This window comes from Vibrio coralliilyticus (assembly GCF_024449095.1).
Taxonomy (GTDB): domain Bacteria; phylum Pseudomonadota; class Gammaproteobacteria; order Enterobacterales; family Vibrionaceae; genus Vibrio; species Vibrio coralliilyticus_A.
Genome location: NZ_CP024628.1, coordinates 857,570 through 869,749 on the forward strand (window position 1 = coordinate 857,570; position 12,180 = coordinate 869,749).

The following is a 12,180-nucleotide window of genomic DNA, read 5'->3' on the forward strand; positions in this document are numbered from 1 at the left end:
GTATTTACTTCTTGATACCTTCGACATGCAACTCCATGTCGACGTAGCTTGAAGCTCCCATCACAGGAATGTCGAAATCCTCCAGTTCGAGACGTGTAGTGCCATAAAAGCCCGCACGTTCACCACCCCACGGATCTTTACCCGCACCAACAAATTCAGCATCGATGGTAATCTCTTTGGTGACGCCATGAAGGTTAAGGTTGCCCGTCACTTCAAGTTTGCCGTTACCTTTGTCCTTTACACTCGTACTTTCAAATGTTGCGGTGGAGTACTTAGAGGCATCAATGAAGTCTGAGCTGCGAATGTGCTTGTCACGTTCTGCATGGTTCGAGTCTAAACTTGTTGTATCAACGATGACCGATACTTTTGAGGCATCAATATTTGCAGGGTCGTAAGAAAAGTCACCTTCAAATGTGTTAAAACGCCCCTTGATAAAGCTGTAGCCTAAGTGGCTAACTTTAAAGTTAACCGATGCGTGAGCACCTTTATTGTCAATTACGTAGTCCGCTGCGCTTGCACCAAATGGCAATGCCATGGTCATAGCCAATCCAGTTGCAAATAACATCTTTTTCATTTCGAAGCTCCTATCATCTTGCGTAGCGTGTTGTCTTTGTTAATCACGTGGTGTTTTATAGCAGCGAGTGCATGAGCCGCTGCCATTAGAATGAGTGCCCAGGCTGCATAGAAATGTATTTCGCCTGAAAGATCGGCTTGATTTTCAAACAGTGCGCCTAGCCCAGGGACTGTAAACCAGTTGAAGACGTCAATACCTCTGCCATCTTCTGTTGAAATAAGGTATCCGGAAGCAAAAAGCACAAGCAGCACAAAGTACATTGCAGCATGAATCAATTTAGCGCCCAATCTTTCATAGGCTTTACCTTCCACTTCAGGAGAAGGTGTTGCGTGTTTCCAAACAAAACGAAATAGTGTTAGACCGGCAAGCAAAATACCTATCGATTTATGCCAGTGAGGTGCCGTTTTATACCATTCGCTGTAATACGTTAGGTCAACCATCCATAGGCCTACAGCAAACATACCAATGATGACTATCGCTGATACCCAGTGAATACCCCGAGCGATAGGGTTATAGTTTTTAACTTGTGACTTCATTGCACTCAATCCAAATATTGAATAGTTCTCTTTTTCATTGAGACTATCGCCTCCTTTGTTTCTATAACAGATTATTTACTATTATTTACATTCGGGAAACGGAGTGAATTTGATTAAGTCTTTCAAAAAATTTGAAGGAACTTTTTACTTCATAGGTTAATCAAAAATCGCTAACCTGCTCTATCTCATAAAGTGCATCAGCAATGTCTAGCATTTTCTTCTGCATGACCGCCTGTGCATCGGCTAAACCTTTATTATAAAAAGCGGGCCCAAACGTCTCTGTTATAAAGTCGATAAAAAAGTCAGCATCAAACTGACCAATCTCTATATCTAGCTCATCTTCCAGATATCGCAATAAAGCAGATGACATTGCTTGTTTTTGTTGTGACGTGAATTCAATCTTAGACATAAACCCTTAACTCTGCTCAATATTTTTCTTGGTAAGTGTAACTAAATAAAACCATCACATGCTAATCTTGTTTGGGTAAATATCGACTCATGGAGAGAAGTCTTGTTACTTGATGTGCTAATTCAAAGTGTCAATGAATTTCAGGCAGATTGTATGAAGCTGTGTGAAAAACATTATCCGACGATCCATAATAAGGGAATGAGTGAGCACCACTTGAGCTTGGCCTTTTCTCGCCGTTTATCAAGGACATTAATTGAGTTCGGCCATCACTGTGAATATGTCGCTTTAGAAGCGTATGCAAATAATGAACAACCTCATCACTATCGAGTCACTTCGGATGTGGGGACTGTTTGGATTCTCTCATCGCATTTATTCAGCGCAGGAAGCAACTGTCGGCAAAAGTTGTTTAAAGCGATTACTCAATGGCAAGAAGAATACGCCTTTGCGATTCAACCCAACGATTTATTACTTCTACTCAGCGATCACTGGATTTCTCGAAATAAACAAAGCAGGGAGTTACTCCATTGGTGGACAGGTCAACTGCCAGATGAAATCGACCAATACAAGCTACAAGGTATTAGTCTGTTTGAAAGTGACTCTCAATTAGCCAATTCGCTGGAGCAACACTTCGGCCTGAGCCCCTACTTTGTTAAATGCACTCATCCACTCAGACGCTCGACGGATAAGCAATTAGTTCGCAAATACATTCAGCTTTACTCCGTCGTTCAACTTAGTTAGTGAGACACTCACTTTATCCTTGTCATCGCACTTTCACGTTATTCAGCCATACTCACAAAGTTAACCCTTTGATGAGTTCAGCGTGAAAAAACTAAAACGTTACCAATATGAGCGTTATGCTGTCCTATGTAACTTAGCGTATTCCAGAGTCCTCAAACAAACTCGATATGGATTCGCGCCTAATGGCCAAAGAGTGATAGCGAATCGGTTTGGAAAGCCCATGATTCGTGTGCTCTGGGCCAATGACAATGAAGAAGTGATTGTCGTTATCAAGGGATCCCATAACCCTTGGGACTGGCTACTCAATCTGGCTCTGTGGAAACGACATTGTAAAGCGCTTGGCCTTAACTACGCTATTCACGCGGGCTACTACTACCTGATTTTTCAAGAAAGCCTCCCTTTGCATAAAAATGACAGACTCGGCGCCTCTGTCTATGAACAGCTAACTTCAATCATCGTCCCCTTAATAGAACAAGGAAAAAAGATCACTTTCACAGGACACTCTTCAGGAGGTGCTATTGGCTGTGTACTCGCGGATGCACTCGAAAAGCAATTTCCTAAATCAATCAAACGTGTTGTCACATTTGGGCAACCTTCAATCGGAGGGTATGGGTTCAAGAATCGTTATACACTCGGACATAAAACCTATCGTATTTGCTGCGATCTCGACATAGTGACTTTCCTCCCCCCTTTACCACTTTTTTACTGGCATGTGGGTAAAATGCTGTGGTTGTATAATGGGAGAATATACGAAAATACCCCAACTTTAATGCGCTTAGGTCGCTCCATAGGATCTTGGCTAATTCGGCCTTTTTCCTATCATCTAATGACCAAATATATTCGTAACAAAGACTTCTTTGATGAACGTTAGACCGAGTAGATCTTGAAATCACACCGATAAACTTTCAAGACAGAACTTAAGTTTCTAAATAACTGCCAAACATCATGGTAAACATGTTTAAAGTCACCGCTTATAAAGGCTCAAGCCTGAAGTGTTCCTTAAACCGATGTGCCGACTAAGTCAAACGCCATATGTAACATTTTTATCATTTACAAACATCTTCATCTGTCTTCCAAACTATTAATAACATCTACAACACTCTGACATTACAACATCATTTGCCACTTTTAATAAGTTAATCAATTTATTGTTCTAGATCATCAGATGCTTAACTAGCACTCGTGCTACAACCTCATTTTATGTACATTCTTTGTCATAGTTTGAAACAGTTTTTATATAATTTTCATATCTTAAGGTGATATCTATGCTGGAACTCTTAATAGGGTTAGTCGTCACTGTTGCTGTCGGCTACTTCATTGTTAAAGGATATAAGCCTGCAGGCGTTCTTTTAACTGCAGGTATTTTGTTACTCATTCTAACTGGCCTCATTGGCCACACGGTACTACCATCAAAAATTGCCTCTACGGGTAATATGTTTACAGACTCTCTTGAGTACGTAAAATACATGCTCCAATACCGTGGTGGTGGCTTAGGCATGCAAATCATGCTGCTTTGTGGCTTTGCTTCCTACATGACCCATATCGGTGCTAACAATGTCGTCGTTAAGCAGTTTTCCAAACCCCTTTCCGTTATAAAGTCACCTTATGTGTTACTCGTGGCCGCCTACATCGTGGCATGTTTGATGTCACTTGCCGTTAGCTCTGCAACCGGTTTAGGCGTACTACTAATGGCAACGCTTTTCCCTATGATGACTGCAATGGGGATCTCCAGACCCGCAGCGGTAGCCGTGTGTGCCTCACCAGCAGCAATCATTCTCTCTCCAACATCAGGTGACGTTGTTATCGCGGCTGAAAAATCTGGGTTAGATTTGGATGTTTTCGCCGTCCAAACAGTTTTACCTGTCTCTATTTGCGCCATTATTGTTATGGCTGCGGCTGCGTTTTTCTGGAACAAGTATTTAGATAAGAAAGATAACTCACCAATGGAACGCGTCGACGTATCTGAAATAGAGGTGAAAGCTCCAGCATATTATGCAGTGCTTCCATTTCTACCTATCATTGGTGTGTTTCTTTTCAATGGACGAACGCTTCCGGGTTTAAAACTGGATATCTACACCATTGTGGTTTTATCAATTTTCATTGGTGCTCTTATCGACTTTGTGACTAAAAGGTTCAAAGGTAAAGAAACACTGGAAGACTTAGAATCCTGTTATGAGGGCATGGCCGATGCGTTTAAAGGCGTAGTAATGCTATTGGTCGCGGCCGGTGTTTTTGCTCAAGGTCTGATGTCAATTGGCGCGATTGATAATCTACTGCATCTTGCAGAAACAGCAGGTGCAGGTGGTATCGCATTGATGTTGATTCTTACTGGTCTTACAGTTGCAGCCGCAATTGCAACGGGTTCAGGAAATGCTCCTTTCTATGCTTTTGTTGAATTAGCGCCTGCATTAGCGGCAAAAATGGGATTAAACCCAGCATTCTTAATTATCCCGATGTTACAAGCATCTAACTTAGGTCGCACGGTTTCACCTGTATCCGGTGTAGTTGTTGCGACGTCTGGTATGGGTAAAATAAGCCCGTTTGAAGTAGTGAAGCGTACATCCGTACCCGTTCTGTGTGGGCTTATTACGGTGATCCTCGGTACCCTTGTATTGGTTCCGATGAACGCATAATATATACCCAAAAGTAAGGGCGCTCGATGAGCGCCCTTTTTATTTGAATTCGAACTAACTATTTAATCTCGCCATAACGTTCTAGATACAATACTGTTGCCGCTGTACGGGACGGTACTTTTAACTTTTTGAGTAAACTCTTCATATGTACCTTTACAGTCGACTCAGAGATAAATAGGTTATCAGCGATTTGTTTATTCCTATATCCCTTGGCTACTTCTCTTAAGATTTGCATTTCTCGGTCGGTCAATTCATCAAAAACATTCGTCATGTTTTCTCTATCAACAAGGTACTTCGCTACTTCTTTGCTGTAGGCCTTGTTACCCTGTAATGAATATTTAAGTAACTCCACCAATTCATCCGGCTCTGTATCTTTCAATAAATAGCCATCAGCCCCTGCCTTTACAATCGCTTCAATATCTGCAGGACTATCCGAGACCGTAAGAATCACGACTGTGGCATCACAGTCATCCGCACGCAGAGCATTAAGAGTATCAAGTCCAGACATACCTTTCATGTTGAGATCCAATAGGATCAGGTCCGGCTTGTGCTCATGGTTTTGCGCAACTGCGTCAGTACCGTTACTTGCTTCAGCAACAACAGTGAACTCATCTTCAAAGCTTAATAGCTGATGAATACCTCGTCTCATTAGTGGGTGGTCATCCACCAGCAATACTCTACACTCTGTCAATGTTTTGTTCCTTAGTCTTTGGATATTCTAATAAAATTTCACAGCCAGCGTTATTTTCTGTAATAATTTCAAGCTGGCCATTCAAGCGTGAAGCACGCTCTTGCATAATGCTCAAACCATAATGGTTGACCTTCTCTACCGATTTATCAAACCCAACGCCATCATCTTTGATCGACACAATCACCGTAGTCGCACTTTCACAGCATCGGATTACAATTTCGGAAGCTTTAGCATGTTTAATAGCATTAATTGTTGCTTCACGTATCAACTGTAATAAATGCACTTGTTGGTTGGCATCCATCTCAATCGAAGACAGCTCGTTACTCAACACAATAGCCGATTCTGTCTGTTCACCAAGTTGCTCGGTCATTTCTTGCAAAGCTACACCAAAGCTACCCTCTTTAATCGTCAGCCTGAAAGTTGTTAAGAGTTCTCTCAACTGAGTATAAGCCGAAGAAAGCCCTGTATCGAGTTCCAGTAAAATTGGCTGTGTTTTTTCCAGCTGTGGTGACTCTGGCAATTTACCCATACTTCGCTTGAGCAATGAGACCTGAATCTTCAGATACGAAAGCGCTTGAGCCAGTGAATCATGAAGCTCACGTGCGATTGTTGCCCGTTCTTCCATTAATAGAAGTTGCTCGGCCTGGCGCTGAGCTTGGTTATAGTAAATCGCTCGGGAAATGATCTGGACAAAGTTATCAATCAAAGCTGGGTCTGGGCAAGGTAGTGCCACTTTCCAATACAGGGTCCCTAGTTCTTGCCCATCAAGAGACAGCGTCTTTTGCTGGCATTCCGAGTCACACCCAGAACACTCTTCACCTTCATTCAAAATCAACGCTTTCTCACCCGCTTCTCGGATTTCTAAGCGCACAGCTCGAATACCTTCAAGGCTTGTTAGGTGCTTCAATATAGCTTCAAAGTTCTCTTGAGTAATTCGTGAAGCTGTCAGCTCCTGTGATGAGCTATAAAGTACTTCAAGTGAGTCATTAGCATGCTGAAGCTTTTGAGTCTTTTCATTAACAGCATGCTCCAAGCCCCGATATAACTTACCCAGATCGGCCGCCATGTTATTAAAGGTTCGGGTGAGGATACCCATTTCATTATCACTCGAAACATTCAGAGAGACATCAAATGAACGGGACTGAATTTGTTCACTCGCAGTCACTAAAGCGTTAAGTGGCTTCACGATCTGCTTACGAATGTAATGGACAACAAAAATACTGACGATCAGGATCCCGCCTAAGCCCATTCCCCCAGCCCAAGCCAGTTTAATCAACTTTTGCTCAGAGAAGTTCTGCAACTTAAAAACAAACTCATCAATTTGATTTACGAATCCAGCAACCAAAATGAGATAACGTTCTCTATCGTGACTACTCAGTACTTCTTTTAACTCATGCCAGCGTATGATTAACCTGTAGTAATCGTGAGTAATATCTTCCGGCACTGTCCAGCTTTGGAGTGCTTTCATAGAGGGGGAATAAATCGAGCGCTCAAACATGTCAATGTGCGCGGCATAATCCACTGACATGATCTGAATGTCGTGTGCCAGACGATAACTCTGCATGCGCATCGAACCCGCAACATTCACGGCCTCTGCATCATTTAGGCTCGATGCTAGAGTGATGATAGCGAAGCTTGTTGTTGCTATCGACAACGACAGAATGAGCACCATCGCTTTTGCAATCGTACTCGTTACTGATTTCTTCACACTTTTAAACACTCACTCTCCTACACTCAAAGTCAACAGTGCGACATCACTATTTATAGATTTGTATGTTGACGCAGACAATATCTGATCAAATGTGGTGGAATTTATTGATCTAAAACAAGAACCCCCTCCATTTACCACCTAAGGGTTATTTATACAAATATGTCAAAAACTACAATCTGTGTGAGGATAAATGACAATTTATTAAAAGAAATGTGAACTATGATTAGTTTAGATTTCATCAACTTTAGGTAGCGCAGTGGTCGACCTTTCAAAACGACGTTTCTTCTCAAGGAAGAAGCTAGAAAATAATGAGTTGCACCTACCATGGTTATCACAGCCAGGCTTTTTCACCGACCAGTGCACACGATGTGGCAAATGCAGTGACGCTTGTGAAACCCAAATTATTGTCAAAGGGGATGGCGGTTTTCCTCAAGTTGATTTTTCCGTGGATGAATGCACCTTCTGTTATCAATGTGCAGAAGTCTGCCCTGAACCTTTATTCAGCTCAAAAAATGAGCAGCCATGGAACGTAAAAGCTACTATTAATGAAAGCTGTTTAGCGAAACAAAATGTTGATTGCCGTAGCTGCAGCGATATGTGTGAACCTATGGCAATCACATTCAAATTAGAAGTTGGCAAAGTAGCACAACCCAATATAAATCTTGATGAATGTAACGGCTGTGGCGCCTGTGTTTCTGTGTGTCCTACTTCATCCATCAATGTGAGCAATTTGTAATAAAAACGGAAGATATCTATGTCACTTAACGAAGTGCATATTTCTAGCTTAGTGGTTCATGTTTCTCCTGAACACCTGACCGAGATTAAGTCTCAGATCGAAGCATACGACAATGCAGAGATCTATGGTGACAGTCCAGAAGGCAAAATTGTTGTTGTTTTGGAAACCGAAAATCAGGGATTCATTACTGACACTATCGAAGCTATTAACAACTTACCGAACGTTTTAAGCACAGTACTGGTCTACCACCAAATTGAAACTGAGCTAGAAGAAGACGAATCAAAAAATAAAAACACTGGAACTCAATATTCCCAAACCGAGGGTGAAGTATGAAGATGACAAGACGTGCGTTTGTGAAAGCAAACGCAGCAGCATCAGCAGCAGCGGTCGCAGGTATCACTCTACCAGCGTCAGCGACTAACCTGATTGCTAGCTCAGACCAAACAAAAATCACATGGGACAAAGCGCCTTGTCGTTTCTGTGGTACTGGTTGTTCTGTCCTTGTAGGTACACAAAATGGCAAAGTCGTAGCTACGCAAGGTGACCCAGAAGCACCTGTAAACAAAGGCCTGAACTGTATCAAGGGCTACTTCCTCTCTAAGATCATGTATGGACAAGACCGTCTAACGCAGCCACTACTGCGTATGAAAGATGGTAAGTATCATAAAGATGGTGACTTCACTCCTGTTTCTTGGGACGTCGCATTTGACACCATGGCAGAGAAATGGAAACAAGCCCTTAAAGACAAAGGTCCTACTAGCGTAGGTATGTTCGGTTCTGGCCAGTGGACTGTCATGGAAGGATATGCGGCAGCCAAAATGATGAAAGCTGGCTTTCGTTCGAACAACATTGATCCAAATGCACGTCACTGTATGGCTTCTGCTGTTGGCGCTTTCATGCGTACTTTCGGTATTGATGAGCCTATGGGCTGTTACGATGACTTCGAAAACGCTGACTCTTTCGTGCTTTGGGGCTCAAACATGGCCGAAATGCACCCTGTTTTGTGGACTCGTATTACTGACCGCCGTCTAAGCCACCCACACGTTAGGGTGAATGTACTGTCTACGTACTACCACCGTTCTTTTGAGCTTGCAGACAAAGGTTATATTTTCGAACCTCAGTCAGACTTAGCTATCGCTAACTTCATTGCCAACTACATCATTGAAAATGATGCAGTGAATTGGGATTTCGTTAACAAGCACACTAACTTCAAGCAAGCAACTACAGATATCGGTTACGGTCTTCGCGACGACGATCCAATCCAAATGGCAGCGGCGAATCCTAACTCTGGCGCTATGTCTTCTATCTCTTTTGAGGAATACAAAAAATCGGTTGCGCCATACACGCTAGAGAAAACAGCCGAACTTTCTGGTGTTTCTGAAGAGAAACTCGTTGAGCTTGCCAAGCAATACGCAGATCCAGATACGAAGGTAATGTCTCTTTGGACTATGGGTATGAACCAACATACTCGTGGTGTGTGGATGAATAGCTTGATTTACAACATCCACCTTCTTACAGGTAAGATTGCAACTCCGGGTAACAGCCCATTCTCACTCACTGGTCAGCCATCTGCATGTGGTACAGCACGTGAGGTTGGTACCTTTGCACACCGCCTACCAGCGGACATGGTCGTTGCTAACCCTAAACACCGTAAGATTGCAGAAGGCATCTGGAATATTCCTGATGGCGTCATCCCTCCAAAACCTGGCTTCCACGCTGTACTTCAAGATCGCATGCTTCGCGACGGTAAGCTGAATGCATATTGGGTAATGTGTAACAACAATATGCAAGCCGGTCCAAACATTAACGGCGAGCGTTTGCCAGGTTATCGTAACCCAGAAAACTTCATCGTATGTTCTGATCCTTACCCAACTGCAACAGCCCAAGCTGCTGACTTAGTCCTTCCAACTGCAATGTGGATTGAAAAAGAAGGCGCCTATGGTAACGCTGAACGTCGTACTCAGGCTTGGTACCAGCAGGTAGATACCGTTGGCGAAGCAAAATCTGACTTATGGCAAGTGATGGAGTTCTCTAAACGCTTCAAGATGGAAGAAGTGTGGACAGAAGAACAACTGGCTAAAGCACCTCAGTACCGTGGTAAAACCATGTACGACATGCTATTTGCAAATGGTGTCGTAAACAAATTCCCTATCGAAGAAGCACGTGAACTTAATGATGATGCTCATCACTTTGGTTACTACGTACAAAAAGGCTTATTCGAAGAGTATGCAGCCTTTGGTCGTGGGCATGGTCATGATTTGGCACCTTACGATGTTTACCACCAAGTTCGCGGTCTACGCTGGCCTGTTGTGGATGGTAAAGAAACCCTATGGCGTTACAAAGAAGGTTCTGATCCTTATGCAAAAGCAGGCAGTGGTTGGGACTTTTATGGCAAACCAGATGGCAAAGCACTGATTATCTCTGCGCCATATGAAGCGCCACCGGAAGTGCCTGATTCAGAGTTTGATCTCTGGCTATGTACAGGTCGAGTATTAGAGCACTGGCATACTGGCACAATGACGCGCCGTGTACCTGAACTTTACAAAGCAGTACCTGATGCCGTGTGTTACATGCATCCAGAAGATGCTAAAGCTCGTGGTGTTCGCCGTGGAGAAGAAGTACTGATTGCCAACAAACGTGGTGAAGTGCGTGTTCGTGTTGAAACACGTGGCCGTAACCGCCCACCTAAAGGCTTGGTATTCGTACCATTCTTTGATGCACGCATCCTGATCAACAAACTGATCCTTGACGCGACTGACCCTCTGTCCAAGCAGACAGACTTTAAGAAGTGTCCAGTCAAGATCACTAAAGTTGCATAAACCAGAATGTGTTGGTCGCCCATAGGGCGACCACAGATAAGAATTAAGCCATAAGGCGGAGAATGTAAGATGAAAAAATTACTTATTGCACTGTTATCTGTTGGTGCTTTAATCAGTGGAGCTGCCGTTGCCGAGTTAGAAAACCCGGGTGGTATTGGCGGCTTGGAATCACTACGTGGTGCCAGTGAGCTAGAAACCACTCGCCCTGCTGACGATTTCAAAAAATACCCTCGTGAACAGGCACTAGATAGCAGCTATGTTTATCAGCCACCGCTGATCCCACATAACATCCGTGGTTACGAAGTCTCTTTGAATGCAAACAAATGTCTTTCTTGCCACAGTTGGAAAAATGCAAAAGAGATGGGCGCAACTAAGATCAGTGTCACGCACTACATAAACCGCGAAGACGCTGTGTTAGCAGATATGTCTCCTCGCCGTTATTTCTGTCTTCAGTGTCACGTTCCGCAAGCAAACGCTCAGCCGCTTGTTGAAAATGAGTTCAAGAGTGTCGATTCACTTAAATAAGTGATACGCGAGTAAGTAAGAGGCTATCTATGAAATTATTGAAAGCGTTTTGGAAGAGATTAGCATCCCCTAGTAAAACTGCCGTCGGTGTAGTTTTATTCATGGGCTTTGCTGGTGGTCTTCTATTTTGGGGCGCATTTAACACAGGTATGGAAGCAACCAATACAGAAGAATTCTGTTCCGGTTGTCACGCGCCTATCGTCGCTGAAATTCAAGAGACTATTCACTACTCCAACCGTTCTGGAGTAAGGGCTATCTGTTCAGACTGTCACGTGCCACACGAATGGACGGATAAAATCGTACGAAAAGTTCAAGCTTCAAAAGAGCTATTCGCTCACTTTGTGACAAAGACTATCGATACACCTGAAAAATTCCAAGAGCGGCGCGCTCACCTAGCCGAACGTGAGTGGGCTAGATTTAAGAAAAATGACTCCTTGGAGTGTCGAAACTGTCACGAATTTGAGTACATGGATTTTTCAGAGCAAGGCGAACGTAGTGCGAAGCAACACTCAACCGCGCTAGCATCAGGAGAGAAAACATGTGTCGATTGCCACAAAGGTATCGCACATAAACTTCCTGACATGCACGGCGTTGAAGGCTGGCAATAGGAGCACTGAGATATGAGTACTTTAGAATCCGTTATCTGGCATATTCTTGGCTATGGCGCTATGCCATTCATTATTTTGTCTGGATTTGCTGTCGTCGCTGCCATCTCGATTTGGCTACTATCGCTTGGTAAAGACAAAGAGGTCGATTAACTTCACTCGCATTTTCAATTTTGCCTATTTTGTATCATGCGTAAAAAAGC

At 43.3% G+C, this 12,180-nt stretch carries 14 protein-coding genes; 9 read left to right on the forward strand and 5 right to left on the reverse strand.

Features of this window, described 5'->3' with window-relative positions:
- Positions 1–4: 4 nt before the first annotated feature.
- From CTT30_RS19455 to CTT30_RS19465, 3 genes are all read right to left on the reverse strand, one after another.
- Positions 5–574, reverse strand: a complete 570-nt coding sequence (locus tag CTT30_RS19455) for a YceI family protein (RefSeq protein WP_239864007.1) — start codon at positions 572–574, stop codon at positions 5–7.
- Positions 571–1,110 carry a cytochrome b gene (locus CTT30_RS19460; RefSeq protein WP_239874607.1) on the reverse strand — a complete coding sequence of 180 codons (540 nt, stop codon included), beginning with the start codon at positions 1,108–1,110 and terminating at the stop codon, positions 571–573. The genes CTT30_RS19455 and CTT30_RS19460 overlap by 4 nt, the downstream gene beginning before the upstream one ends.
- Positions 1,111–1,270: 160 nt before the next feature.
- Positions 1,271–1,519, reverse strand: coding sequence for a DUF2164 domain-containing protein (locus CTT30_RS19465; RefSeq protein WP_252036713.1), 249 nt, complete (start codon positions 1,517–1,519; stop codon positions 1,271–1,273).
- Between the two features lie 102 nt (positions 1,520–1,621).
- Here CTT30_RS19465 and CTT30_RS19470 point away from each other — a divergent pair, with 102 nt between their 5' ends.
- From CTT30_RS19470 to dcuC, 3 genes are all read left to right on the forward strand, one after another.
- Positions 1,622–2,257 (forward strand): hypothetical protein, encoded by a 636-nt coding sequence (locus CTT30_RS19470; RefSeq protein WP_252036714.1) that lies wholly within the window; start codon positions 1,622–1,624, stop codon positions 2,255–2,257.
- Between the two features lie 82 nt (positions 2,258–2,339).
- Positions 2,340–3,128, forward strand: a complete 789-nt coding sequence (locus CTT30_RS19475) for a lipase family protein (RefSeq protein ID WP_239836273.1) — start codon at positions 2,340–2,342, stop codon at positions 3,126–3,128.
- Positions 3,129–3,522: 394 nt separating this feature from the next.
- Positions 3,523–4,890, forward strand: coding sequence for an anaerobic C4-dicarboxylate transporter DcuC (gene dcuC / locus CTT30_RS19480; RefSeq protein WP_239836272.1), 1,368 nt, complete (start codon positions 3,523–3,525; stop codon positions 4,888–4,890).
- Between the two features lie 58 nt (positions 4,891–4,948).
- On the opposite strand, the gene CTT30_RS19485 is transcribed toward dcuC, so the two are convergent.
- Both CTT30_RS19485 and narQ read right to left on the reverse strand, forming a co-directional pair.
- Positions 4,949–5,581: a response regulator gene (locus tag CTT30_RS19485; protein ID WP_239836271.1), complete on the reverse strand. Its 633-nt coding sequence runs from the start codon at positions 5,579–5,581 to the stop codon at positions 4,949–4,951.
- A complete protein-coding gene (narQ, locus tag CTT30_RS19490; RefSeq protein ID WP_252036715.1) occupies positions 5,568–7,301 on the reverse strand; it encodes a nitrate/nitrite two-component system sensor histidine kinase NarQ in 1,734 nt (577 codons plus the stop codon). Before narQ ends, CTT30_RS19485 begins: the two co-directional genes overlap by 14 nt.
- 247 nt (positions 7,302–7,548) lie before the next feature.
- Here narQ and napF point away from each other — a divergent pair, with 247 nt between their 5' ends.
- The 6 genes from napF (at position 7,549) to CTT30_RS19520 (ending at position 12,130) form a co-directional block, all read left to right on the forward strand.
- Positions 7,549–8,028: a ferredoxin-type protein NapF gene (gene napF / locus CTT30_RS19495; RefSeq protein WP_239864003.1), complete on the forward strand. Its 480-nt coding sequence runs from the start codon at positions 7,549–7,551 to the stop codon at positions 8,026–8,028.
- A gap of 18 nt (positions 8,029–8,046) precedes the next feature.
- Positions 8,047–8,361, forward strand: a complete 315-nt coding sequence (locus tag CTT30_RS19500) for a chaperone NapD (protein WP_239836268.1) — start codon at positions 8,047–8,049, stop codon at positions 8,359–8,361.
- Positions 8,358–10,847 carry a periplasmic nitrate reductase subunit alpha gene (gene napA / locus CTT30_RS19505; protein WP_252036716.1) on the forward strand — a complete coding sequence of 830 codons (2,490 nt, stop codon included), beginning with the start codon at positions 8,358–8,360 and terminating at the stop codon, positions 10,845–10,847. The genes CTT30_RS19500 and napA overlap by 4 nt, the downstream gene beginning before the upstream one ends.
- 69 nt (positions 10,848–10,916) lie before the next feature.
- The gene (locus tag CTT30_RS19510) at positions 10,917–11,372 is read left to right on the forward strand and encodes a nitrate reductase cytochrome c-type subunit (RefSeq protein WP_239836266.1); all 456 of its coding nucleotides are present in this window, start codon (positions 10,917–10,919) and stop codon (positions 11,370–11,372) included.
- A gap of 29 nt (positions 11,373–11,401) precedes the next feature.
- A complete protein-coding gene (locus tag CTT30_RS19515; RefSeq protein ID WP_239874603.1) occupies positions 11,402–11,980 on the forward strand; it encodes a NapC/NirT family cytochrome c in 579 nt (192 codons plus the stop codon).
- A 12-nt stretch (positions 11,981–11,992) separates the two neighbouring features.
- Positions 11,993–12,130 carry a TIGR02808 family protein gene (locus CTT30_RS19520; protein ID WP_005473113.1) on the forward strand — a complete coding sequence of 46 codons (138 nt, stop codon included), beginning with the start codon at positions 11,993–11,995 and terminating at the stop codon, positions 12,128–12,130.
- The last annotated feature ends 50 nt before the right edge of the window (positions 12,131–12,180 follow it).